Source organism: Holdemania sp. 1001302B_160321_E10 (genome assembly GCF_015552275.1).
GTDB lineage: Bacteria > Bacillota_I > Bacilli_A > Erysipelotrichales > Erysipelotrichaceae > Holdemania.
Genome location: NZ_JADNEM010000019.1, coordinates 1 through 25,373, shown reverse-complemented (window position 1 = coordinate 25,373; position 25,373 = coordinate 1). Strand labels below are relative to the sequence as shown.

The following is a 25,373-nucleotide window of genomic DNA, read 5'->3' as shown; positions in this document are numbered from 1 at the left end:
CCCCAAGTCGGGCTGCAATTCCAGTTATTTGCGGAAAAGATTCTGGATCCGAAAACTTCGAATTGACGGAATGAAACAAAATGTAAGAAAATGAAAGAAATTAAATGAGCGTCTGATTTATGACGCTTTCTTCTTACACGAATGATTGACTTTTTTTACAGGATTGTGTATCATTACTTCATTGATAAACATCGGCTTATCAATCAGTGATTTAGAATCGCCAACAACTCTTGGTGGGGCTCACTGCATTCCTGTTTGAAGGAAAGAAATTGGAATCAGAGGTTGGGGGACCGCTGATTTTTTTCTGCGATGACCTGCTCTCACGATAGCGAAAAGGAGAAAGAAAATGCGAACGATTTTACGAAATGCGAAAATCTGGCTGGGCGGCGATCAATTTGCCAGTGCCGTGCTCTTTGACTCATCTCAAATTCTGGCGGTCGGCACCGACGCGCAGGTAAAAGCCCGGTGCCAAAAGAGTGATCAGGTCATCGACGTGCAGGGCCGGCTGGTCCTGCCGGGATTGTGCGACACGCATCTGCATTGTTACAACAAGGGCTGCACGCTGCAGAACATCGACTTGCAGAATGCTGCCTCGATTGAGGAGGTTGTTGCCCTCAGCCGGGATTATATTCTGGCACATCCGGATTTCAGCGTGATCCATGGCCGAGGCTGGAATCATGATTATTTTGCGGAAGGCCGGATCTTAAACCGTACGGATCTGGATCGCATCAGCACGCGCGTGCCGGTGGTTTTGACACGGGCCTGCGGACATATTGCCTGTGTAAACACATGCGCTTTGCAGCGGCTGGGCTTCACCGGGGCGATCGTTCAGCCGCAGGACGGTCAGATCGACGTTGACGAGCAAGGCTGTCCGACCGGAATCTTCCGCGAAAACGCAATGCTGTTGTTAAAGCCGCTGGATCCGCCGCTGACGGTGGACCAGATCAAGGAGCGGCTGGCGCTGGCGCTGGACGCGGCGGCCCGGGCGGGGCTGACGACCGTGCATTCCAACGACATTACCAGTGAAAACCTGGATCTGATGCTCGAGGCTTATTGCCAGCTGCGCGCGGAAGACCGGATGCCGGTGCGGGTCGTTCTGCAGTGCACGCTGACCGATCCCGAATCATTAATGCGTTACCTGGAAATCAGGAAACAAACGCCGCCGGACGAGGTGCTGGTGTTCGGCCCGCTGAAATTGTTGACCGACGGCTCGTTGGGCGCGCGGACAGCCTGGATGCGTCAGCCGTATGCCGACGATCCATCGACACGGGGGATTGCGACGATGACCCGCGTGCAGCTGGACGCGCTGGTGTCACTGGCGCATGCCCATGGACTGCAATGCGTCTGCCATGCGATCGGCGATGCGGCGATTGAAATGGTGCTCGATACGTTTGAACACGTGAACCGGACATGTCCGGATAATCCGCTGCGGCATGGAATCGTGCATTGCCAGATCACCGATTCTGCGCTGATCGACCGGTTTGCCTCCACGCATACCGCGGCGCTGGTTCAGCCGATCTTCCTTCACTATGATCAACATATCGTCGCGCAGCGGGTGGGAAACGAACTGGCGCAGACTTCCTATGCCTTCCGTTCATTAGCTGAGCGCGGCGTGGCGGTTTCGTTCGGCACGGATTGTCCGGTAGAGGATCTCAATCCATTTGCGAATCTGTACTGTGCGGTTACGCGCAAGGATCTGCGCCATCCCGAAGCGAGCGGCTACCGCCCAAAGGAGGCATTCTCTCTGGAAGCGGCGCTGCGCTGCATGACTGAAACCGCAGCCTGGCAAAGCTTTGAGGAAGGCCGCAAGGGCGTAATTCAGGTCGGGGCCCTGCCGGACTTTACGATCTGCGATCAGGACTTGTTTACGCTGCCGCCGCAGAAGCTTAAGGATGTCCGCAGCTGGATGACGATCAGTCAGGGAAAAATACAGTGGCAGGCGAAATAATCCGGATCGTTTGAGATCTGTGATTTTACGCCGGCTGTGCACGATTGAAAAAACGCCGCATCACCGGTGATCCTTATAATAACGGATAAGATTACAGAAAGAAAAAGGCTCAGTTTCCAGAGGTTATGGAAGCTGAGTCTTTTGACTATGAATTATTGAGCACCGCGCGGCCTAACGCCTTCGCCACATCCTCGCATCGGTCGCAGCACTTTTCCAGCCGTTCATAAATTTCCATCCAGACCATGATTGCCAGCGGATCCTGCGGCGTGGCGAACAGTTCGTGCATCGTTTCGGCATACAGCCGGTCGCCGTTCTCCTCCAGTTCGTTAACTCTGCGGATCAGATCTTCCAGCGTTGTGGATTTTTTGAAATGCCGGAACTCTTCGAGCGCCTGCTGCAGCGTGCGGATGCACTCGATGATCAAGACGCAGAACTGCAGCGCCGGCGGATCGATTTGATGAATATTATACATATACAGCCGGATCACAACGTCCTCGATCGCGTCGGTCAAATCGTCGATCACATCGGACAGCTCCATGATGTCCTCACGTTCGATCGGCGGCAGAAATTCGCGGATCAGCTGATCGGTCAGCTGATGCTTCAGCGTATCCGCACTGTGTTCCACAGTATGAATTTGTGCCATCCGCTCCTTGAGCACAGCCGGGTCATACGTTTCCAGCGTTTCCTTCAACAACTCCCCAGCCCTTAACGAATGCCGGCCCATTTCCAGAAACGCGTTGAAATAATCAAATTGTTTGCCCATAAACAACTCCTTCCATTAAAAGAGAATAAAGAACAACTTCGCCATCAGAAAGCCGATCAATCCGCATCCTGGAAAGGTCAGAACCCAGGTCATTACCATTTCCCTGACGACGCCCCAGTTGACGTTGGACAGCCGCCGCGCCGCGCCGACGCCCATGATCGCCGTCGTCTTGGTGTGGGTCGTGCTGACCGGAACACCGGTTAGTGAGGAAACCAACAGGCACAGCGCCGCCGCGGTATCTGCTGCGAAGCCCTGATATTTTTCCAGACGAACCATGTCCATGCCGACGGATTTGATGATCCGGTAACCGCCGATGCTGGTGCCTAAACCCATGATGGCGGAACACAGAATCATCAGCCACAGCGGGATCACGAAGGATTCGACATGCGCCTGCCCCTGGGCGAGAAAGACGCCCAGCAGGAAAACACCCATGAATTTCTGGCCGTCCTGCGCTCCGTGCATGAACGCCATCGCCGCCCCGCCGCCGATTTGCGCATAGCGGAAAAACGAATTCGTGCGCCGCCGGTCCAATTTGCGGCACAGCGCTTCAACCAGCTTCACGCACAGCCAGCCCAGCGTGAAACCCAGGATTGTCGAGAGCACCAGCCCGTAAAGAACCTTGATCCATTCTGATCCATTAATCCCGCCCAAACCGCCGTGCAGGGCGATCGCCGCCCCTGACAGCCCGGCGATTAAGGCGTGGCTTTCGCTGGTCGGAATGCCATATTTCCACGCCAGCACCGCCCAGCTGACAATCGCGAACAACGCCGCGCACAGCGCGATGAGCGCCTGTTGGGGATCGGAGCCGAAATCCGCGATGTTGTAAATTGTTTCGGCGACCGTAGCGTTGACCATCGTCATAAACAGCACGCCCAGAAAATTGAAGAATGCCGCCATCAGCACGGCGCTGCGGGCCGACATCGAACGGGTCGATACACAGGTTGCGATCGCATTGGGCGCGTCCGTCCAGCCGTTGACCAGAATTACGCCGATCGTTAAGATCACGGTGATCAATAACGGCAGGCTGTGGGTCAGCTGCTGCAGAAAATCAAATAACGAAATGCTCATTCTGCGCTCCTTTCTTTGTTTGGCTTCATTGTAGCATTTCTGCCGCCGGCGGAACAGGAAAACTTCGGGAGTACGACAAACAGATCAGGCTGAATGTCAACTTGAAGGAAACGCAAATTCTGCTGTTGTGTCGTCAGATCTCAATCAGATGTTCGATTTCTGCCATAATTGACAGAAAAGAAACAGTGCCGGCAGGGGATCCATGATATAATAAGGTCGAAAAATGTCAGGGGGAGAAGTATGCCGGCAACTTATACACATGCCGTTTACGGCCGTCAGGTTCTGGATCAGCTGGAGCCTGCGCTGCGTGAACGGATCATTTCACATTTAGATTGTTACAACATCGGTCTGCACGGACCGGATCTGCTTTTCTTTTATAAACCTTTAAGTCAGGCGCCAATAAAAAAACAGGGCTATGCGATGCACCATGAACCCGGCCGTCCGTTCTTTGAACACGCCCGCACCCTGATCCGTCAGAGCGTGGATCCGGAGGCGGCGCTGGCCTATATTCTGGGCTTTATCAATCACTTTGTGCTGGACAGCCTGAATCATCCGGCGATCTTTGCGTTTCAGGAAGAATCCGGGCTGAGCCACAGCGAGATTGAGTCGGAATGGGATCGGGCGCTGATGGTCGCGCAGGGCAAGGATCCGCTGCGCACCCGCTCGACGGAGCATCTGACGATTTCGCCCGCGTGCTGCCAGGTGATCGCGCCGTTCTTTGACGTCTGTCCGCGCGATATCGAACAATCGCTCAAGACGATGACCGGCTTGCTGGATCTGTTTGTCGCTCCCGGCGCGGCAAAGCGCAATTTCATTCTCGGAGTGATGGGCTTGGTCGGAGTCCGCAAGAGCGAAGGCGGCCTGATCATCAACCGCGAGCCGAATCCGCGCTGCGCTGATTTTATCCAGCAGCGAATGGCGGGGATGGACGAAGCCGCAGTGCTGTCCGTGCGTCTGATCCGCGAATACGTCGCGACGCTGAACACTCAAAAACCGCTGGATCCGTGGTATGACGAAGACTACGAGTAGAGGATGAACAATGGGGGACAACATGGAAAATAAGAAACTCACGGCCTTGGAGAAACAATGGATTTTATACGACGTCGGCAACTCCGCGTTTATTTTGTTAGTCGCGACGATTATGCCGATCTACTTCAATTCGCTCTGTCAGAGCGCGGGGATCGCGGAAGTCGATTATCTGGCGTACTGGGGTTATGCCGCTTCGATTTCCACGCTGATCGTGGCGCTGAGCGGGCCGGTGCTGGGCACGCTGGCCGATTATCAGGGACTGAAGAAAAAAATATTTGCGCTGTGCGTGATGGTTGGCGTGTGCGCGCTGGCGGCCTTGTGGATTCCGACTTCGTGGAAAGTGTTTTTGATTCTCTATATCGTGGCGAAGGTCGGCTATTCCGCCAGCCTGATCTTTTACGATTCGATGCTTTCGGACGTCACGACGCCCGAGCGGATGGATCGGGTGTCCTCGCATGGTTATGCGTGGGGTTATATCGGCAGCTGCATTCCGTTTGTGATCAGTCTGGTCTTTGTGCTGTTTTACGAACAGTTTTCGATGACGATCATGACGGCGATGATTCTGGCGTTTGTGATCAACGCCCTGTGGTGGCTGGGCTGCACGCTGCCGCTGTTAAAAAACTACAAGCAGAAATACTATGTTGAAGACGTGCAGAAGGATAAGCTTCGCGGCAGCTTCCGGCGGTTAGCCGATTCGTTCCGCAAAATCCGCAGACATCGGAAAATCTTTCTGTTTCTGATCGCGTTCTTCTTTTACATCGACGGCGTCTATACGATCATCGACATGGCAACCGCGTATGGCAGCGCCTTGGGATTGGATACTCAGGGCTTGTTAGTGGCGTTACTGGTAACGCAGATCGTTGCGTTTCCCAGCGCGCTGGTGTTTGCCTGGCTGGCCCGCAAGATCAACAACGCCAGATTGATCCAGCACTGCATTTTCGCGTATACCGGCATTGCACTCTTTGCGATTCAGTTGGATAAGCAATGGGAATTCTGGGTGCTGGCGGTGTGCGTCGGCTTGTTTCAGGGCGGCATCCAGGCGCTATCACGTTCCTATTTTGCGCAGATCATCCCGCCGGAAAACGCCGGAGAATTCTTCGGCCTGTTCGACATCTGCGGCAAAGGCGCAGCCTTTCTGGGCACAGCTTTGGTCAGTCTGACAGCGCAGATCTCCGGCAGCGCCAATGGGGCGATTGCGATTCTTGCGGTGATGTTTGTCATCGGCCTGTTTTTGTTCAACCGTGCCCAACGCATGGAATAAACTGAAAACGATGGGGCAGCCCATCGTTTTATAAGTTTTGTGAAAATTGTGCGGTGCGCATGGAGGACAAACCGTGGTTCTAATTTAGAAGTGGAACAGCTGGTGCAGGAAGCCGTAAGAATTTCCCAGAAGGTAGCAGATGATGAATAAAATCAGACAACTGGGAATCAGTACCAGCATCAGATTTTTCAAATTCAACGGCCGATGTTTCGCCATCGCGTATCCCTCCTGTTCTTGTCTTTATTGTACCCCAATTCCGGCGTTTCATCCTTTAAGACTTCGTAAAGAAAAATAAAGGATTTATGAAGAAATGGGCAAACTGGATCTTCCAGATTGTTCTGCGTATGGATGATTAACTCGAAAACAACTTCGTAAATTGTTTGAAAAGCGCGCAGATAAAGGCTTTTTCATTATTTTGAATGCCAGGACCATTGCGCCGAGAAACAGTTCATGCTATAATTCAAAAAATCAGTGAGGAAAATTTCATTGCCATAAGTGGGCGGATGAAGCGCTGAAGCAGACTGAACGGCAGCGACGCACGAAGAGCGCCGCTGTTGAAATGAGACTGATCGGATCCCTTTCGCGGATCCAAGGCGGCAACCCTGCTGTGTCATTATGAGAGACGCAAAGCTCATAGTGTGAATTGAAATGAAAGGATGTGTTTTCGTTGGACGATTTGCCCCACCCCACGGTTAAGTCAGGGCACCTGCCATCTCCGATTTGGATGAAACTGTCAAGGATCAGAATGTTCATCCGATATCATGTTATCCGATTCTGAGAGTGAAATCAGAAATAAATCAGAAGGATAAAAAGGAGAGAGGTAAGATGAGTAATACGATGACGCTGATTGGAATTTTAGCCATTCTGGTCTTTTGCTCGAGTTTTTTCTCGGCGACTGAAACGGCGTATTCCAGTATCAATAAAATAAAATTAAAAAATATGGCTTCGGCCGGCAGCCGCAAGGCGCAGAAAGCGCTGGAGCTGGCGGACGGCTACGACCGGTTGTTATCCACGATTCTGGTCGGCAACAACGTGGTCAATATTCTGGCTTCGTCGCTGGCGACGGTTTTGTTCGTGCAGAATTTGGGCTTCGGCGACGCCGGAGTCAGTCTTTCGACCGCGGTCATGACGGTCGTGATCTTAATTTTCGGCGAGATTTCACCGAAAAGCATTGCGAAGGAAACGCCGGAGAAGTTTGCGATGGCGGTTGCGGGGGTGATCGGGTTTATCCAGACGCTCTTAACCCCGATCAACTTCCTGTTCAGCTTGTGGAAGAAGCTGCTTTCGATGTTGTTTAAAGTTGAAAACGACGATTCGATGACGCAGGAGGAACTGTTGACCATCGTTGAGGAAGCACAGAACGAAGGGGATCTGGAAGCCCATGAAAGCGATTTGATCTGCGCCGCGATTGAATTCAACGATCTGGACGTCAAGGATATCTTAACGCCGCGGGTCGACGTGGTTGCGGTCGATGTTACGGATTCGCTGGATGAGATCGAGCTGATGTTCCGCAACAACAATTTCTCGCGTCTGCCGGTCTATGAAAACTCGATCGACAATATCGTCGGAGTCATTCACGAAAAGGATTTCTACAATTTATACTACAACCACATGGGCACGTTCAAATCAATTACCCAGACGTTGTTATATACCAGTCCGCACGTCAAGATTTCCACACTGCTCAAACAGCTGCAAAGCTCCAAAACTCATATGGCGGTCGTGCTGGACGAGTACGGCGGAACCGCCGGCATCATCACGCTGGAAGATATTCTGGAAGAACTGGTCGGTGAAATTTACGATGAACACGATCAGGTCAAGGAGTATTACAAGGAACTGGATCCGAACACGTATCTGATCGAGTGCGATATGGATCTGGACGATATGTTTGAATTCTTTGGCCTGGAAGATGAGGAAGATTACGACTTTATCACCGTCAGCGGCTGGGTTATCCATGAGCTGGAACGGATTCCGAAGGTCGGCGAATCATTCACATATAAAAATCTGGTCGTCACAGTGACGCAGACTGACGCCCGGAAGGTGATCGAGGTGAAGGTCAGCGTCCTGCCGCAGGATCAGGATGAAGAAGATGACGATCACAAGCCGAAGAAACAAAACGGCATGAAGATGCTTTCGTTCTAAAATCAGGAATCAAGGAAGATGATCAACGCCGGCGGCAGCCGGCGTTTTCTTGATGGGAACGCGGTGAATCCGGATTGGGCTGAAAGGAAAACGATCTGGCCGGAAAAGGAAATTCAGCTTGAACTTGCGGTCAGGTACAAACGGGCTTAAAATGAAATCAGGAAAACAAGGAGGATCCGTTATGAAAATAATTTTGGATTTGGATACCGGCATCGACGACGCGCTGGCGCTGAGTTATGCGCTGGGCGATCCGGCTGCGGAGGTGATCGGCGTGACCTGCACCTATGGCAATGTGTTTCAAAAGCAGGCATTGGAAAATACGGAAACCTTGTTAAAAGCGCTGGGCCGAACCGATATTCCGGTCTATGCGGGACCGGTTCATCCCCTGACCCAAACCGACTTTGCGCCGACACCGATGTGCCGGGTTGTGCATGGCGAATATGGATTTGGCAAAGCGCTGATTGAACCGGATCCGGATCTTGTCCGGCCCCGGCCGGCTGTGGAATTTATTCTGGAAGCCGCCCGGCAGTATGGAGCGGAACTGACGCTGTTGACGGCCGGTCCTCTGACGACGCTGGCGGAGGTGCTGCGCCGGGATCCGGAATTCAAAAACCGAATCGGCCGGGTTGTCTGCATGGCCGGGGCGCTGACGGTGGCCGGAAATGAAACACCGTTTGCGGAAGCCAATGTGCGCGTCGATCCGGAAGCGGCGGCCGAGGTTTTTGCCAGCGGGCTGCCGTTGGTGCTGGTGGGACTGGACGTGACGCTGAAGACGCTGTATGATCAGGCGCATATTGATCATCTGCGCGCCTTGAAGACGCCGGCTTCGGAATTAATCGGCGGGCTGATGCAGTTTTATCTCGACTATTACAAAACTGATAAGCGCCGTCTGGCCGGCTGTCCGCTCCACGATCCGCTGGCCGCAGCCGCCGCGCTGCATCCGGATCTGATGACAACGCTGCCGGTCAACCTCAAGGTTGAGCTGGAAGAGGCCGCCGGACGGGGCCGGACTGTCGCTGATCTGACGCGGCTCAACGACTCACAGAAGGATCATCAGATGGCGATCGACGTTGACGTTCCGCGCTTTCTGGAGCTGTTTACCCACGCGTTGGAACGATCTTTGGGAAATCGTTAATCCGGAATTGCAAACGTGGTGTGAGATCGAAAGGAAGTAAACTTTGAGTTTCTTTGTATTGAATGTAAATAAAATGAAAGTGATGAAATTCTGCCTTTATCACTTTCATTTTTTGTAAAATTTTGTATAATGAACCTATTGAAAGAAATGAGGGTGAACTATGATTTGTATTAAAAATGGATGGGTGCACGACGCGGTTCATGAAGAACCGTATATTGCGGACATCTTGGCAGACAAGGGCAAAATCACGGCGATCGGTCGAAATCTGATCGTGCCGCAGGACTGCGAGATCGTCGACGCGACGGATAAAAATGTTTATCCAGGCTTTGTCGAGGCGCATTGCCATATCGGCCTGGATGGCTCCGGGATCGGTTTTGAGGGCGACGACTGCAATGAGATGACAGATATCCTGACGCCGCAGCTGCGCGCGATCGACGGTATCAATCCGATGGATCCGACGTTCCGTGAAGCGGCGCTGGCCGGCATCACAACCGTCTGCACCGGACCGGGCAGCGCGAATGTGCTGGGCGGTACGTTTACGGCGATCAAGACAGTCGGCAAGCGCGTCGATAAGATGATCGTCAAAAAGGAAGTCGCGATGAAATGCGCGTTTGGCGAGAACCCGAAGCGTTGTTATAAAGATAAGAATAACTATTCCCGGATGTCGACGGCATCCAAGCTGCGCGAAATGCTTTTGAAGGCCAGAGAATACGACCGGAAGGTGCTGGCCGCGGGCAGCGATGAAAGCAAGTTGCCGGCTTACGATATGAAGCTGGAAGCGCTGCGGCCGGTGCTGCATGGCGAGCTGCCGCTGAAGGCCCACGCGCATCAGGCCAACGATATTTTCACGGCGCTGCGGATCGCGCAGGAATTCAATGTGAAGATCACGCTGGAACATGTAACGGAAGGGCATCTGATTGTCGACGAGCTGAAGGACGAACCGGTGCCGATGGCGGTCGGACCGTCGTTGACCCATGCGAGCAAATTTGAGTTGCGCAACAAAACGTTTGAAACTCCGGGAATTCTGGCGAATGCCGGCTGTCAGGTTTCGATCATCACCGATTCGCCGGTAATTCCGCAGCAGTATCTGCCGCTGTGCGCCGGTCTGGCGATCAAATCCGGCATGAAGGAGTGGGACGCGTTAAAAGCGATCACAATCAACGCCGCCAAGCATATTGGCATTGAGGATCGCGTCGGTTCGCTGGAAATCGGCAAGGATGCGGACATCCTGATCATGGAAGGCAGCTGCTTTGAGGTCTCGGCACAGCCGGAAATCGTTATCATCGACGGAAAGGTCGTGGCGTAAGACATGCGGTTAGTTCAAAATGGACTGGTTACCACCATGGCCGGCGAAGGTCCGGCCATTGCGGATATCTTAATTGATAATGGAAAAATCGCGGCGATCGGGGAACACCTAACGGTTCCGGAAGGCTGCGAGATCATCGACGCGACAGGTTTGCAGGTGTACCCGGGATTTATCGACTGTCATTGCCACATCGGTTTGTATGAAGACGGAATCGGCTTCGAGGGCAACGACACCAACGAATCGACGGATCCGATCACGCCTCAGCTGCGCGGGATTGACGCGATCAATCCGTTCGATCCGTCGTTTAAGGAGGCGGCCGCAGCCGGCGTTACGACGATCGGCACCGGACCGGGCAGCGCGAATGTGGTCGGCGGGACGTTTGCGGCTGTGAAGACCGTCGGCACCTGCGTCGACGAGATGATCGTCAAGGAAGCTGTTGCGATGAAGTGCGCTTTCGGCGAAAATCCGAAGCGCTGCTACCAGGGCAAAAACAACAACACCCGGATGGCGACGGCGGCCAAGCTGCGCGAGCTGCTGTTTAAAGCGAACGAATATTCAATGAAGCTCAGCGAGGCCCGTCAGGATCCGAGCAAACGCCCGGCCTTCGATATGAAGCTGGACGCAATGCTGCCGGTCGTACGCAAACAGCTGCCGCTCAAAGCGCACGCTCACCGGGCGGACGATATCTGCACGGCGATCCGGATCGCGAAGGAATTTGATCTGAAGCTGACGCTGGAACACGTGACGGAAGGTCAGTTTATCCTGCCGCAGCTGCAGGCGGCCAACGTACCGCTGGCTGTCGGGCCGAACCTGCACGCCAACAGCAAGTTTGAAATCCGCAACATGACGTTTACGACTCCGGGCGTTTTAAGCAAGGCCGGGCTGCAGGTTTCGATCGTGACGGACGCCCCGATCGTGCCGCTGAAATATCTGGCGATGTCAGCGGGACTGGCGGTTAAATCCGGGATGGATCACACCGAAGCGCTCAAGGCGATCACGATCAATCCGGCGAAGCATCTGGGCATCGCTGACCGGGTGGGTTCATTAGAGGTCGGCAAGGACGCGGATATCGTCATCACCGACGGCGATCCGCTGGCAATGTTCACGACGGTCCGCACGGTTCTGATCAACGGCGAGATCGTTGCCTAGAGCCGCTTCCCAAACGGAAAGAAAGCTGCGGAATCGCATAAAAGTATAAAATAGAGTCAAGAAATCCTGACCGCTTCTAACGAGGCTTCAGGATTTTTTTGCATTTGAGGTAAGTGCGGGACTTCGCGCCGGCAAAATTTTATGATATAGTGAAAAGCAGAGTTACGATTGAATGATCCTGCCCTCAAGGACAGCCGGGCAAAACCTGGAAAGCAAGGAGCGAAGTCTATGATCCGAATGTTAGCGTCAGATATTGACAATACTTTATTTTCTCATCAAACCTGTGCGATTCCCGAGATAAATCTGAAAGCGGCGGATTCGCTGCGCAGCCAGGGCGTCGAACTGGTTCTTGCAACGGCGCGGATTTACGCCGGGGTGCGTAAGCTGGAAGCGCAGTTGGGCATGCGGGAAAAAGGCGGGATGATCATCGCCTCCGCCGGGGCGGAGCTGATCGACTGCCGCCGCGGTATCCGTACGGTGCTGCACAGCTTAACCCTCGGTCAAATCAAAACGCTGAAGCAGTTTTCCGACGCGCATCCGGGCGTGACGCTGGCGGTGCAGCAGGAAGATCTGATGATCGCCGACGGCTACGACGCTTCTTTAGACAGCGACCGCACCGTCGTCGGGATTGATTTTCTAGTCGTCGGTTCCGATTTCTTTTCCTACATGACTAAGCCGGCGTGCATGGCGGGATTGACCGGCGATCCCAGGCAGCTGGATGAAATTGAGCTTCAGGCCCGCGCTGTCCTGAAGGACGTGACCCTGACGCGCTCCGGCCCGGGTTTTCTCGACGTTACGCCAAAGGGCGTGCACAAGGCGCTGGCGCTGAAGCAGCTGTGCGGTCGTCACGGTATTCCGCTGCAGGCGCTGGCGGCAATCGGCGATGGCAACAATGATCGGGAAATGTTAGCGGAAGCCGGCTTGTCGTTTGCGCCGTCCAATGCCGTGGAGGCGGTTAAAAAACAGGTTGATTTCGTATTGGGCAGCTGCGAGGAAGGCGCGTTTGCCCAGGCTGTGGCGATGATTTTAGAACGAAACGAAAAGGAGCGTGCGCATGGATCGGTATAACGCGATCAAACAGCTGGCGGTGACCAGCGCGGAGCTGATCGAACAGGTTCAGTTTGACGATCACAGGGGCAAACCGGAGAAAATCGAACCGCTGCTGGCGCGGATTATCACGCTGGCGCTGGCGGCATCCGTCGACCCGGAAGCCTTAAAAACAAGCTTGTTTCAGAAAGAAAAGACGGAAAAAGGAGAAAAATAGGAAAAAATCTCCTTTTTTTCGTTTTTGAGGCAGGCGAAATCGAATTTTCAGCGAATATTGTAAGTGAGCGGTCTGACTGAACGGGTCATGTTTCTCATAGGCTGATACCAGAGGTGAAGCCAAATGAAAAAAAGTTCGATTGTAACCATGATGGCCGTCTTGTTGTCGCTGGGCTTCTGCGTTCTGTATTTCGGCTTGTTTGCGCGGATCAGTGAAACAAGCTCGGCGCCCGCGGATTCGCTGGAGGTCACCGTTACGCCCGGCACGCAGCCGGAATCGGCGGCGCCGGTGATTTCTGACGATCAGGGATCATCGTCGCTGAGCTGGATTCAGGCCGGGGTGTTCGCGCAGGAAAGCTCCGTGCGCGAGCTGACAGCGTTTTTAGAACAGGATGGATTCACGCCCGTGACCTATACGCGCGGCGAATACAAGATCGTCGCCGTCGGCGTCAGTCTGGATCCGGAAGTCACCCGCCAGTGCCGCCAGCGGATGATCGATCTGGATTACGAATGGATGGAACGCGCCTGTTCGCTGAACGAAACCCAACGCCAGCAGCTAAGCCAAGGTCAGACCGCATCGGTATTGGAGGGATGTACATCACAACCGTAAGAGAAATGCCCTGTGAGGAACGGCCGCGCGAAAAAGCGCTGCAGCAGGGAATTGAACACTGTTCCAACAAGGAAATTCTGGCGCTGATTTTACGCAGCGGCGTGCCGGGAGCGTCCAGTCTGATGATCGCCGACCAGCTGCTTCAGCGCAGTCAGGGCGTCAGCGGCCTGTCGCGGCTGACGCTCAAAGAGCTGACGCAGATCAAAGGCATCAGCCAGGTCCGCGGTCTGGAGATTTTAGCGTGTTTTGAGCTGGCGCGGCGGATCAGCGAGGAACAAACCCGCGATATCGACGTCGTTTCCAATCCGGAAGCGCTGATGGCCTGGCTGGGACGGGAAATCGGCGGCAAGCAGCAGGAACACTTTTTAGCGATCTATCTCGACGCGAAAAACCACATTTTAGAGCACCGGCTGTTGTTCAAAGGGACGCTGGACGCCAGCATCGTCCATCCCCGGGAGGTGTTTAAGGAAGCGCTGCTGGCCTCGGCCTGCCGTGTGTTGGTCGTTCATAACCACCCATCGCAGGATCTGACCCCAAGCATGGCCGACCGGATCATTACCCAGCGCTTAAAAGAAACCGGCGAGCTGATCGGAATCGAGCTGCTGGATCATTTAATCGTCGGAACCACGCAGTATTTCAGCTTCCGCGCCCATGGATTATTAGATTGAAGTTCGGGGGCAATCACCGTATAATAGACGCAGGTGATAAAATGAAACTGAATCGTTTTCAAAAAATACTGCTTTGGTTGATTGGCATTTCGCTGTCCTTGTCGTTAATTTTAAACGTCGTCAGCGTAACGACCCCGTTCAGTGAAATCAGCCGGCAGGGGTATAACGTCTTTTCCATGCTTAAATATTCGTTGATTGATTATCCGGTCACGACGGTGACGGATTTCTTTACCTCATTCTCACGGCTGTGGCAGGTCCGTCAGGAAAACGACCTGCTTCGCACCCAGGTCGATCAGATCGCTTCGCTGCAGGGGCAGCTGGCGGAAGCCGAGCGGCAGATCGAGGAGCTGAAACAGATCGCGGACTTGAAAACGATCGTTTCGGATTACGATCTGATTCCCTCGACCGTGCTTTCGCGCACTCAGGAAGCCTGGAACAACCTGTTGACGATCGACGTCGGCAGCGCCGACGGGGTTGGGCTAAACTATGCCGTGATCACGCCGAAGGGATTGGTCGGCAAGGTGACGAAAGTTAACGAACACACTTCGACGGTGAAGCTGATCACAGCGGAAGATGGGCTGAATAAGGTTTCCGTAAAGATTGAGATCGGCGAAGGCAAAAGTGTTGACGCCATTTTGGTGAAATATGACAGCAACGAACAGGCTTTTGTGATGCAGCTGTTGACTTCCGGCGCGACCGTTACGGAAGAGATGCGCGTCGTGACCAGCGGCATGGGCGGCGTCTTTCCTTCCGGCTTGCTTGTCGGCACGGTCAGTAAGGTCGAGGAACTGAGCAATGCGGTCGGCATGAATATTTACGTCCGGCCGGCTGCGGATTTTCAATCGTTTAACTATGTCTGCGTCGTCCGCCGCCAGGGGGCTTCGCAATGATTTACGAAGCGGCTTTCATCGGAATTTGCTTAGTCGCCGACATGATTCTCACCGCGCTGTTCCCATTTGATTTCGCGTTGATTCATTCGGTTTTTATTCCGTGCATGGGCTTTTGTGCGTTGATGCTGACGGTGCGGCAGAAAAATCTTCTGGATTCGCTGTTCATGGCGTTTGTGGCAGGGATGGTTTTTGATTTTCTCAACGCCGATCACTTCATGCTCAGCTCGCTGGTGTGCATGGCGTGCGCGTTTCTGATTCACATTTGGAGCAAGCATATCAGTTCTTCGTTATTAGAGCTGATGATTCTCTTACTTTCGATCATTTTCGTCAAAGAGCTTCTGATATACTTCTATATGACCGCAAGCAATCTGTCGGCGATGTCGCTGATGACATGGCTGAGCAAGCGTCTGGTAACGACGCTTGTCGGCAATCTGGCGCCGATCCTGCTTGTGATCTGGATGAATGATCAGCGGCAGACCCTGCAGATTCGGCGGGAGTCAATCCGCAGAAAAGGGGAGAAGCTCAGATGGGAACAGTTAAAATAATCGGACAAAACTCCGGACTCACGATTCGCATGGACTGCCGTCAATGGCAGGATCAGGCCGTCGAGCTGGAGGCCAAGCTTCGGCTGCTGAAGACCCGCGACGGTCATCCGGCCGAAGTTTTTTTTGACAGCGATCCGGGCGCGGAGCGGCTGAAACAGTTGTTTGAGATCCTGCAGGCGACCGGCTGCGTCTGTCGGGGACTCTATGTTCAGAAAAAACCGGAAGTCTCAGGTGATTTGACCGTGATCCGCGAACCGCTGCGGGCGGGCGAGGTGATTCAGTTGGAAGGTGCGGCCGTATTGCTTCACGATGTGCGCCAGCCGATTCAGATCGAAATGCGCGGCGGCGGGCCGTTGATCGTCCTGGGCACAGTCGCCGGGCAGATCCGCCTGCTCGATCCCGCCTGCCAGCTGATCGCGATGGGACTGGATCATGCCCGCGTCAAGATTTCAGACAGCGACTGGCAGATTCTGACAAATTTCGCGAAAGTCTGTGTGTATTATGAGAATCAGAGATGCATGAGTCTGAGTTTGAAGGAGGAAGAAGTGTGGCAAGGGTAATCATGATCACCAGCGGCAAGGGCGGCGTCGGCAAAACGACGGTCTGCGCCAACCTCGGCATCGCGCTGGCGTCATTAGGCAAAAAAGTATGTATGATCGACATGGATCTGGGCTTGAAAAATCTGGACGTGATGATGGGCTTGGAAAACCGCGTGTTCTATGACTTGAAGGATGCGGTCGAAGGCCGCTGTCCCCTGAGCCGGGCGATGATCCAGGACAAGCGCTGTGAAAATCTTTTTCTCATGGCGGCCTGCCGGACGGTCAATATCGGCCGGTTAAAGCTGGAAGATCTGACGACGGTGATCGATCAGCTGCAGGATCAGTTCGATTTTATCCTGTTGGACTCGCCGGCCGGGATTGAGCGCGGCTTCCAATATGCGATGTGCTGTGCGGATGAAGCATTAGTCGTCGTGCAGCTGGATATCGCAGCCCTGCAGGACAGCGACCGCGTGATTGGAATTCTGTTAAAAGAAGGCAAGACGACGATCCGGCTGGTGATGAACCGCGTCAATCCCCGTTACATTGAAAAAGGCATTTCGCTAAGTGTCAAGGAAGCGGCGGACTGGCTGGGGTTGGAAGTGATCGGGTTAGTTTATGAGGATGAAAATCTGATCGCCTGCAACAACCGCGGCGTGCCGATGGCGTTCAAGCGCAGCACAATCACTTCGCAATGCTACACCGTGATCGCTCAGCGGCTGTTGGGCGAGAAAGCGGCGCTGCCGAAATTCAAAGAGAAAAACATCATCCAGAAATTGTTTGGTTAAAGATCGCCGCGGCGGTCTTTTTTACTTTGTCTCAGAGATAAAAAGCATCGCGAAATAAAGAAAGCAAAAAAATAACAAAAAATAATTTTTCCTATTTACAACAGAATAGGAGTAGTCTATAATGTGAACAGAAAACATATGAACATATATTCATATATAACAGAATTTCTGTTGGGTTTTCATCAGCCCTGTTCCCATGATCGGAACATCCAACATTTTAGCTGGAGGAAAAAACTATGAAAACAGAAGTATATGCGCTGCCGGAACTGGATTGCCCGAACTGTGCGATGAAGGTGGAGCGTCAGGTCGGCAGAATCAAGGGATTGAACGAGGTCACCGTCGATTTTGTTCACAAAAAGATGATTGTTGAATTTGAAGGCGAATCCAGAAAAGAACAGATCATTCAGGCTGTGAAGAAGGTCGAGCCGGATATCCGCATCGTGGAAGTGACGGATAAAAAAGAAGCGGCGCCGCACAGTTCGCTGCCGTCTGAAAGTCAGAAATATGAACATCACCACAAACATTGTGACTGCGGTGAAGACCACGAGCATCATCATGGAGAGGAAGAATGCGGCTGTGGTCATGATCACGAACATCACCACAAACATAGTGACTGCGGCGAAGACCACGAGCATCATCATGGAGAGGAAGAATGCGGCTGTGGTCATGATCACGAACATCACCACAAACATTGTGACTGTGGCGAAGACCGCGAACATCATCATGGAGAGGAAGAATGCGGCTGTGGTCATGATCACGAACATCACCACAAACATAGTGACTGCGGCGAAGACCGCGAACATCATCATGGAGAAGAGGAATGCGGCTGTGGTCACAATCATGAAGCCTTGCCGGAAGTCGATCATTCGACAATGAAAGGTGGGCTGAAACTGCGCTTAGCCGGTCTGGACTGCGCGAACTGTGCAGCGAAGATCGAGCGGGCGGTGAATGTCCTGCCGCAGGTGCAGGAAGCCTCGGTCACCTTTTCTACACAGACGCTGCTTGTCGATGCCAAGCCGTCCGTGAACCGGACGGAGCTGATCGCTGCGATTGCGGAGGTTGTTAAGAAACTGGAGCCGGAAGTCGACGTCGTGGAAATGAAGGCAGGCGCGAAAAATGCGGAACCGGAAGCGGCTCAGCCGGGCTTCTTCCGGCAGAACGCCAGGCTGTTGGCGGGCATCGTGTTTTTGATCGCCGGGATTTTCTTGCAGGAACAAAACTATGTCGTTTTGATTTTCCTGATCAGCTTCCTGCTGATCGGCGGGGAAGTCGTTTACAATGCGATCCGCAACGTTTTTCAGGGTGAATGGTTTGACGAAACCTTCTTGATGAGCGTGGCGACGATCGGAGCGTTTGCGATCGGCGATTACGTGGAAGGCGTCGCGGTTATGTTGTTCTATCAGATCGGCGAGCTGTTCCAGTCCTACGCCGTCAACCGCTCGCGCAAATCAATCGGTTCGCTGATGAATATCCGCGCCGACTATGCGACGGTACTGCGGGAAGGAAAAGAACTGCGGGTGGATCCGGAATCCGTAGCGATCGGGGAAACCATTCTGATTAAGCCGGGCGAGCGGGTGCCGCTGGACGGTATTCTGACCGAAGGCACAACGTCGCTGGATACCAGCGCGCTGACTGGCGAAAGTCTGCCGCGGGATGCGCGGAAAGGCGAAGAAATTCTGGCCGGCATGGTCAACCTCAGTGGCGTCGTGCAGGTAAAAGTCACCAAAGAATTCGGCGAATCGACGGTATCGCGGATTCTGGAACTGGTTGAGAACGCCAGTTCCAAAAAAGCACCGATCGAGCGTTTCATCACCAAGTTTGCCCGGGTTTATACGCCGACGGTCGTCGTGGCGGCAATTCTGGTCGCGATCATTCCGCCGTTTCTGCTTCAGATGGGATCGTTTGACGTCTGGCTGTACCGGGCGCTGACTTTCCTGGTCGTATCCTGTCCATGTGCACTGGTCATCTCGATTCCGCTGGGCCTGTTCGCCGGCATCGGCGGCGCCAGCCGGCAGGGAATTCTGGTGAAGGGCGGCAATTTCTTAGAAATTTTAAAAGACGTCGATACTGTCGTCTTTGACAAGACCGGAACGCTGACCGAGGGCAAGTTCAGCGTTACCCGGATTCAGCCGGTCCATGCCGAAGCGGACGCGTTATTGGAATTGGCGGCGTATGGCGAAGCCTATTCCACTCATCCGATCGCCCGTTCGATTGTCGCAGCCTATGGCAAACCGATTGACAATCAGAAAATCCGCCATTATCAGGAAATCTCAGGCCAGGGCGTCGAGGTGGAAGTCAACGGCCGGAAGCTGGCGCTTGGCAACGAGAAATTGATGCAGGCGCACGGAATCGATTGCCCGCCGGCCGATGAGATCGGTACGATCATCCATGTAGCCCGGGAGAGCGAATATCTGGGCTGGCTGGGGATCAGCGACGTAATCAAGGGCACAAGCAAGGCTGCAATCCGCCAACTGAAACAGGCGGGCATCCGCAACACCGTCATGCTGACAGGGGACAACCGCAGCGTTGCCGAAGCAGTTGCCGGCCAGATTGGAATTGATACCGTCTATGCGCAGCTGTTGCCGCAGGATAAGGTTGAACAGGTTGAAAAGCTTCTGGCGGCGCAGCCGGAAGGAAAAAAGCTGGCGTTTGTCGGCGATGGCATCAACGACGCGCCGGTGCTGGCCCGGGCGGATCTGGGGGTTGCGATGGGCGGCGTCGGCAGCGATGCAGCGATCGAAGCGGCGGATATCGTGCTGATGAAGGACGATCCGGCAGCGCTGGCGAGAGCAATTCAGATATCCCGCAAGACCCACGCGATTCTGCGCCAGAATATCGTGTTCTCTCTGGCGATTAAAATCGGCGTCCTGATTCTGACGCTGTTTGGGAAAAGCAACATGGGAATGGGCGTGTTCGCCGACGTGGGCGTGACGCTGCTGGCGATTCTCAACTCAATGCGGGCGCTGAAAAGCGGGCAATAAGGCATTTCATTCACCGGTATTTGCAAAAAATACCGGTTTTTACATTGTCCATCAATTAACTTGTGAAATTACGAAAGATTTTAATAACTGCCTGAATCAAATCCGGAAATTCCTGTTATACTGAAGTTACAAGAGGACTGAAAAGTCCGGAAGGAGGGTTTACTGATGTTTGATTTAACAGGAAAAATCGCCGTCGTCACCGGCGCGTCCAGCGGCTTGGGCGCGGATTCGGCCAGAGCTTATGCCGAAGCAGGAGCCAATGTGGCGTTATTGGCGCGCCGTCAGGATAAGCTGGAAGCCTTAGCCGAGGAATTACGGGCGAAAGGGATTGATGCGTTGCCGGTCGGCTGCGACGTCACCGACGAAGCCAGTATTGAAAAAGCCGTCAAGACCGTGATCGAACATTTCGGCCGCATCGACATCCTGCTCAATAACGCCGGGGTCGCCGTCCGCGGCGGAGTTGAAACGCTGAGTCAGGAAGACTGGGACCGCTCGATGAACATCAACGTCAAGGGGATGTACATGATGAGCAAATATGTGATTCCGCACATGAAAGCACAGAATTATGGCAAGATCGTCAACATCAGCTCGGTCAACGCTTTGATCGGCGACAAAAACGACATGTTTATCCGTCATGCCTACAATACCTCCAAGGCGGCGGTGCTCGGTTTGACACTGGGCATGGCTTGTTCCTACGGGCAGTTCAACATCACAGTCAACGCTGTCTGTCCGGGATTGTTTGAGTCGGAGATGACGCAGAACACGCTGTTCAAATCGGAAGCCTTCTTACAAGGCTACAGCGCCCAGTGTCCGATGGGACGTCCGGGCCGGCATGGAGAAGTCAGCGGACCGGTCCTGTTTTTCTCCAGCGACGCATCCAGCTATGTTACTGGCCAGCGTATTATCGTCGACGGGGGAACCTCGTTAGTATAAACCGAACGCATTAACTTATTTCTGCGGATCAGGACAGAAGATCTTGTTTCTTTTGTCCTTTCCTTTTTTCTCGGGGATCCTTGTTTGGATTCACAGCCGGTTGTTTCGGTTTTCTTTTGAACCTGATAATGATAAAATAAAGATACGCAGGGGAGGGATGTCCGATGGGGTGGCTGCATAAAATGAACGCTTATTTTAAAGAACAGCTGTCGCTGAAGAACTTGTTGAAGGTTCTGCTGATCCTGCTGATCCTGTACTTCCTTTCCCTGACCTCGAATGTCTGGATGAGCTGGCTGACGACGCTGCGGCTGATTCTGACGCCGTTTTTAGTCGGGTTTGGGATCGCCTATGTCGTTCATCCGTTTATTGAATTTCTGCAGAAGAAGGGCGTGTCGCGCAGGATTGCGATTCCGCTGGTCTGCCTGGGGATGCTTACTTTGTTGATCGGGATCTTGATGATGGTCGTGCCGATGGTCTACGACAAGACGACCGAGCTGATCAACTCGATGATTTCCGGCTTGAACTGGCTCTATCAACAATATGTGGAAATGAATGAAAACGCGCCGAACATCTTAGTCGCGGGGATTTTCCAGCAGATCACGACGCTGCTCAACGATACGAAAAGCTGGCTGCCGAACTTTTCGGCGCTGCTGCCGCAGCTGATTTCCAAGGTGCTTTCATTTCTGACCAACGCGGTGTTCGCGTTTATCATTTCGGTATATGTGCTGTTTGACTTTGAGAAGATCCGCAAGACGATTTTCAGCTTGGCGCGCACGATTGACAAGGAACTGCCGATCTATCTGAGCGCGGTGAACGCGGAAATCAGCGGTTATCTGCATTCGCTGCTGATGCTGATGGCGATCAAGTTTATCGAATATTCGCTGCTGTACATGCTGATCGGGCATAAGAGTGCGGTCACGGTCGCGCTTCTGACCTCCATCGGGTTGATCGTGCCGTATTTCGGCGCGACAGTCGCCAACTTTATCGGGATTTTGACTTCGCTCACCTTACCGCTGCCGAAGGTGTTGATCTTAATCGGCGGGATCTGCGTGCTGTCGATGGTCGATGCCTACATCATCGCGCCGATCGTGCATTCCCGCAGTTCGCAAGTACCGCCGCTGTGGACGCTGCTGTGTGTGTTTGCGGGCGGGATGCTGCTGGGACCAATCGGGATCATGATCTCGATCCCGGTATTTATGAGCCTGCGGGTGATCGTCAACCTCGTGCGTTTCCGCAATGAGCGCTATGACCCGCTGCCTTCAGAAGACGAATAAAGAACGGTTCGCCGTTCTTTTTCTTTTGCCTGTCCGCATACAGTAGTATCAGGGGAGGAGATCAGCCATGAGTGAGATCAAACATATCAGAAAACGCATATCCGCCCGCCGCAAAGCGCCGGGTCCGCGCGCCTATGAAGGGCCGGGAAGTCCGTTATTTACCCTTATTTACGGTCTGGCCATGCTGGCGATGGTTGGGGCCAGTCTGGGTTTAGGCTGGATGATCAACGAGAAGCAGCATTGGGTGGATCCTGAACCTGTCCTTCAACAGATCGAAGTGCTTTCAGAAAAGCTGCATTTAAAGTCTTTATCAGCCTGGCTGCCGTTTGAAAAGTGGTTTGGCAAGGATCAGCCGGTCGCGGCGGCGGTCAGCTATGAGCTGATTCAGGATCATTATTATAAACCCGCTTCCGGCAATCAGGTGCAGAGCATCGCTGAGGGCGTCGTCTTATACATCGGCGAACAGGAGAGCGGAGCGATTGTCATGGTGAAGCAGGATAACGGCGTGCTGGTGACCTATGGCGCGCTGCAGCAGGTCCAGATCCATCTCAACGACCGGATTTTAAAGGGCGCGGTTCTGGGCGCGGTGCAGGATGCGGTCTATCTGGAATTCAGCGAACAAGGCCAGCCGGTTACACTGGAGCGGGCGATGGGCGATGCCGGTTAAAATCAAAGTCAGCGGTTTTACCATCCTGGTGGCAGCCCTGGCTTTTTTTTCTCACGCCGTTGTGCCGCTCGGCCACATTTTCTTCATTCTGGCGCTGCATGAAAGCGGTCATGCGTTCTGGGCGTGGTTTTTCCATTATCCGATTCGCCAGCTGTCGATCCTGCCATTCGGGCTGGCGCTGACGCTGGAGCATTTCGGCGATAGGGATGCGTGGGAGGAACTGGTGATTCTGGCCGGCGGGCTGGCGATGCATGGCGTCATTCCCTTGCTTTATGGGGGATTGGCAAAACTGGGCTGGATATCGCCGGTCATGCTTGACTGGGTGCTGGATATCAATCGGTCGGTTTTTCTGTTTAACGTGCTGCCGCTGTATCCGCTGGACGGCGGACGGATCGTGCAGTCGCTGTGGCATTGCGTTCTGCCGTATCAAACGGCTCAGGCGCTGACGTATAGTTTATCGGCGCTGCTGATTCCGCTGGTATTTGTCAGATTGATGAATTGCAATCCGATGACGCTCGGGGTGTTCGGGTTTCTGTTTGCCGTCAACCTGATCAGCTGGCGCCAGCGGGCGTATCAGGCTGAGCATTTCTACCTGTACCGCCTGATCCATCCCTGTTCCCATCCGTTAAAGCTGCATCGTAAGCAGGATTTATACCGCCAGCGGCATAACGTCATCCTGGAGCCGGGGGGACTGCTTGATGAAAAACAATGGCTGGCGCGGCGCTTTGGCAAGGTCGAGCCGCTTCCATCCCAACCGCGTAGCTGGTTGATTTAAACAGGGAGTTCAGACGAGGAAAGGCTGTCGGAAAGAGGGTTTTTTTCAAGGCCGGAATATGCTATAATCCTAAAAGGAAGCGAGGAACATCCATGCGAAAGAAAATTACTCTTCTAGTTCTTCTGGGCTTGCTGCTGACCTCTTTAACCGGCTGCGCAACCGATAAGAAAAAGGTAGTATATACGGTTTATCCGTTAGGATATCTGCTGGAAAAGATCGGCGGGGACCGGATTGAGATCCAAAGTCTGCAGGACGATATGATCGTCCAGCGCGCGACGGCGGCCGGCGATTTGAAAGAACGCGTCAAGGACGCCGATTTAGTGCTGCACATCGGCCAGCTTGAGCCGTATTTCCAGCTTGTGCTGCCGGAAATCCGTTCGGCCAGTTCGGCGGCGGTCAAGGATTTGTCCGTCAATAATTCGATTTATTCGTTTAAACGTTATACCCGCGTCATCGCCAACGATGTCGAGCAGTTTGTCGAAAGCGCGTATTACAAGGGCGACGCCTTCGATTCGATCGACGTGAATGAAAAGGATCTGGCGTTGTGGATGGATCCGATCGCGATGACGAGCATGGCGAAGGAAATCCGCGACTGGCTGTGCGAGAATTACGTCGAGGAAAGCCGCTACTTTGAAGAAAATTACAGCCAGCTGGAAAGCGAGCTGGTGCGTCTGGACGCCGAATATCAAAGTCTGTCCAGCACGCTGAAAAATGAGAAGAAAACGATTAAATTCGTTTCGATGACCGCCAGCTTCGGCAACTGGCAGAAGACGTACGGCATTCAGGTCTATCCGGTGATTCTGTCAAAATACGGTGTGCTGCCGAATGAAAAGCAGCTGGATATCATCAAGACCAAGATCGTGGAGGACAACGTGAAGTATATCGCATATGAACCGAACATGACGGAGGATATGCTCGCTTTGTTCGATCAGCTTTCGGCTGAGCTGAACCTGCAGCGGGTGGATTTGAGCAATCTGTCGAGTTTATCGGCGGATCAGCGCGAGGATAATAAGGATTATCTGTCGATCATGGTCGAAAACCTGAATCAGCTGGAAAGCATGGCGGAGGACGATCTGACGCCTGCGGTTCAGGAGCCGGCGGCGGACGAGGATGAAGACGCCTGATCGGCGCATCGTATTTGGATTTCAGCGCGGAGGGAAAGTTCTCTTCGCGTTTTTATTTTAAGCGGCGGATTTTAAAGGCAGGCGTAATGAAAAATAAATGGAGCTGTGATTCTGGGATTGATGACTCAGAAGCTCAATTAACTCAGAAAGAAGAGAAAAGAGTTGAAATTCCGTCAGGAATGTCTATACTAAAGGTGTAAGGTGTTGCTGAAAGGCGGCACCCGTCATGAGCTACCGTTTACGGTGGCGTTGGACAGATGAGCGCTGACACTTCTTGCTGGATGGGACAGCGCTTTTCGTATTATAGAAGTAGGAATAAAGTATCCTACTCGATATAGAATTAGATGAGTATAAAATATTGAGATTGAGAAGAAATCATACAGGTGATGTTCAGTTAATCTTAGTATCTCATCGAGAGTATCAGAAGTTAGGATATAATATTCTGGCTCTTTCAAAAATAGTGTTGGTGAGAGAAAAACCGAAACAAGAAAGACGCAGATGAGTTCCAGAAATGGGACTCA

Annotated in this window: 25 protein-coding genes; 22 read left to right on the top strand and 3 right to left on the bottom strand. The window is 53.2% G+C overall.

Translation table 11 applies throughout. The features are described 5' to 3' along the window. The first annotated feature begins 346 nt into the window (after window positions 1-346). Window positions 347-1,948 carry an amidohydrolase gene (locus I2D94_RS12015; RefSeq protein ID WP_195397038.1) on the top strand — a complete coding sequence of 534 codons (1,602 nt, stop codon included), beginning with the start codon at window positions 347-349 and terminating at the stop codon, window positions 1,946-1,948. Window positions 1,949-2,093: 145 nt separating this feature from the next. On the opposite strand, the gene I2D94_RS12010 is transcribed toward I2D94_RS12015, so the two are convergent. Next, the gene (locus tag I2D94_RS12010) at window positions 2,094-2,711 is read right to left on the bottom strand and encodes a DUF47 domain-containing protein (RefSeq protein ID WP_195397037.1); all 618 of its coding nucleotides are present in this window, start codon (window positions 2,709-2,711) and stop codon (window positions 2,094-2,096) included. A 15-nt stretch (window positions 2,712-2,726) separates the two neighbouring features. Next, complete coding sequence (locus tag I2D94_RS12005) at window positions 2,727-3,779, bottom strand: inorganic phosphate transporter (RefSeq protein ID WP_195397036.1); 1,053 nt, start codon at window positions 3,777-3,779, stop codon at window positions 2,727-2,729. A 240-nt stretch (window positions 3,780-4,019) separates the two neighbouring features. Here I2D94_RS12005 and I2D94_RS12000 point away from each other — a divergent pair, with 240 nt between their 5' ends. After that, the gene (locus tag I2D94_RS12000) at window positions 4,020-4,808 is read left to right on the top strand and encodes a zinc dependent phospholipase C family protein (RefSeq protein WP_195397035.1); all 789 of its coding nucleotides are present in this window, start codon (window positions 4,020-4,022) and stop codon (window positions 4,806-4,808) included. A 22-nt stretch (window positions 4,809-4,830) separates the two neighbouring features. Then, window positions 4,831-6,069, top strand: a complete 1,239-nt coding sequence (locus I2D94_RS11995) for an MFS transporter (protein ID WP_195397033.1) — start codon at window positions 4,831-4,833, stop codon at window positions 6,067-6,069. 84 nt (window positions 6,070-6,153) lie between these two features. Here the strand turns inward: I2D94_RS11995 and I2D94_RS18500 are convergent, their stop codons facing one another. Next, window positions 6,154-6,285 carry a hypothetical protein gene (locus I2D94_RS18500; protein WP_255370395.1) on the bottom strand — a complete coding sequence of 44 codons (132 nt, stop codon included), beginning with the start codon at window positions 6,283-6,285 and terminating at the stop codon, window positions 6,154-6,156. A gap of 609 nt (window positions 6,286-6,894) precedes the next feature. Between I2D94_RS18500 and I2D94_RS11990 the strand changes: the two genes are divergently transcribed. From I2D94_RS11990 to I2D94_RS11905, 19 genes are all read left to right on the top strand, one after another. Beyond that, window positions 6,895-8,208 carry an HlyC/CorC family transporter gene (locus I2D94_RS11990; protein ID WP_195397032.1) on the top strand — a complete coding sequence of 438 codons (1,314 nt, stop codon included), beginning with the start codon at window positions 6,895-6,897 and terminating at the stop codon, window positions 8,206-8,208. A gap of 18 nt (window positions 8,209-8,226) precedes the next feature. Further along, entirely contained in the window at window positions 8,227-8,358 is a 132-nt protein-coding gene (locus I2D94_RS18495) for a hypothetical protein (RefSeq protein WP_255524745.1), read from the top strand. A 31-nt stretch (window positions 8,359-8,389) separates the two neighbouring features. Beyond that, a complete protein-coding gene (locus I2D94_RS11985) occupies window positions 8,390-9,343 on the top strand; it encodes a nucleoside hydrolase (protein WP_195397031.1) in 954 nt (317 codons plus the stop codon). Between the two features lie 160 nt (window positions 9,344-9,503). Next, the gene (locus tag I2D94_RS11980) at window positions 9,504-10,649 is read left to right on the top strand and encodes an amidohydrolase (RefSeq protein ID WP_195397030.1); all 1,146 of its coding nucleotides are present in this window, start codon (window positions 9,504-9,506) and stop codon (window positions 10,647-10,649) included. A gap of 3 nt (window positions 10,650-10,652) precedes the next feature. Beyond that, complete coding sequence (locus tag I2D94_RS11975; protein ID WP_195397029.1) at window positions 10,653-11,798, top strand: amidohydrolase; 1,146 nt, start codon at window positions 10,653-10,655, stop codon at window positions 11,796-11,798. A gap of 228 nt (window positions 11,799-12,026) precedes the next feature. Further along, window positions 12,027-12,866: an HAD family hydrolase gene (locus tag I2D94_RS11970; protein WP_195397028.1), complete on the top strand. Its 840-nt coding sequence runs from the start codon at window positions 12,027-12,029 to the stop codon at window positions 12,864-12,866. Then, window positions 12,853-13,062, top strand: coding sequence for a hypothetical protein (locus I2D94_RS11965; RefSeq protein WP_195397027.1), 210 nt, complete (start codon window positions 12,853-12,855; stop codon window positions 13,060-13,062). The genes I2D94_RS11970 and I2D94_RS11965 overlap by 14 nt, the downstream gene beginning before the upstream one ends. 123 nt (window positions 13,063-13,185) lie before the next feature. Beyond that, window positions 13,186-13,671, top strand: coding sequence for a hypothetical protein (locus tag I2D94_RS11960; RefSeq protein WP_195397026.1), 486 nt, complete (start codon window positions 13,186-13,188; stop codon window positions 13,669-13,671). Further along, window positions 13,653-14,339 (top strand): DNA repair protein RadC, encoded by a 687-nt coding sequence (gene radC, locus I2D94_RS11955; RefSeq protein ID WP_072684229.1) that lies wholly within the window; start codon window positions 13,653-13,655, stop codon window positions 14,337-14,339. Before I2D94_RS11960 ends, radC begins: the two co-directional genes overlap by 19 nt. A 41-nt stretch (window positions 14,340-14,380) precedes the next feature. Then, window positions 14,381-15,229 carry a rod shape-determining protein MreC gene (mreC, locus tag I2D94_RS11950; RefSeq protein ID WP_195397025.1) on the top strand — a complete coding sequence of 283 codons (849 nt, stop codon included), beginning with the start codon at window positions 14,381-14,383 and terminating at the stop codon, window positions 15,227-15,229. Then, entirely contained in the window at window positions 15,226-15,774 is a 549-nt protein-coding gene (locus tag I2D94_RS11945) for a hypothetical protein (RefSeq protein WP_072684231.1), read from the top strand. The genes mreC and I2D94_RS11945 overlap by 4 nt, the downstream gene beginning before the upstream one ends. Further along, window positions 15,756-16,334 carry a hypothetical protein gene (locus I2D94_RS11940; protein ID WP_072684232.1) on the top strand — a complete coding sequence of 193 codons (579 nt, stop codon included), beginning with the start codon at window positions 15,756-15,758 and terminating at the stop codon, window positions 16,332-16,334. The genes I2D94_RS11945 and I2D94_RS11940 overlap by 19 nt, the downstream gene beginning before the upstream one ends. Further along, window positions 16,322-17,098 (top strand): septum site-determining protein MinD, encoded by a 777-nt coding sequence (gene minD / locus I2D94_RS11935; RefSeq protein WP_072684233.1) that lies wholly within the window; start codon window positions 16,322-16,324, stop codon window positions 17,096-17,098. Before I2D94_RS11940 ends, minD begins: the two co-directional genes overlap by 13 nt. A gap of 236 nt (window positions 17,099-17,334) precedes the next feature. Further along, window positions 17,335-20,079 carry a heavy metal translocating P-type ATPase gene (locus I2D94_RS11930; RefSeq protein WP_195397022.1) on the top strand — a complete coding sequence of 915 codons (2,745 nt, stop codon included), beginning with the start codon at window positions 17,335-17,337 and terminating at the stop codon, window positions 20,077-20,079. Between the two features lie 165 nt (window positions 20,080-20,244). Further along, on the top strand, window positions 20,245-21,012 hold the full coding sequence (locus I2D94_RS11925) for an SDR family NAD(P)-dependent oxidoreductase (protein ID WP_072684235.1): 768 nt from the start codon (window positions 20,245-20,247) through the stop codon (window positions 21,010-21,012). A 164-nt stretch (window positions 21,013-21,176) separates the two neighbouring features. After that, window positions 21,177-22,286: an AI-2E family transporter gene (locus tag I2D94_RS11920; protein WP_083538492.1), complete on the top strand. Its 1,110-nt coding sequence runs from the start codon at window positions 21,177-21,179 to the stop codon at window positions 22,284-22,286. 67 nt (window positions 22,287-22,353) lie between these two features. Continuing rightward, window positions 22,354-22,953, top strand: a complete 600-nt coding sequence (locus I2D94_RS11915) for a peptidoglycan DD-metalloendopeptidase family protein (protein WP_072684236.1) — start codon at window positions 22,354-22,356, stop codon at window positions 22,951-22,953. Next, window positions 22,943-23,728: a site-2 protease family protein gene (locus tag I2D94_RS11910; RefSeq protein ID WP_072684237.1), complete on the top strand. Its 786-nt coding sequence runs from the start codon at window positions 22,943-22,945 to the stop codon at window positions 23,726-23,728. Before I2D94_RS11915 ends, I2D94_RS11910 begins: the two co-directional genes overlap by 11 nt. 92 nt (window positions 23,729-23,820) lie before the next feature. Continuing rightward, entirely contained in the window at window positions 23,821-24,852 is a 1,032-nt protein-coding gene (locus I2D94_RS11905; protein ID WP_072684238.1) for a metal ABC transporter solute-binding protein, Zn/Mn family, read from the top strand. Window positions 24,853-25,373 lie beyond the last annotated feature (521 nt).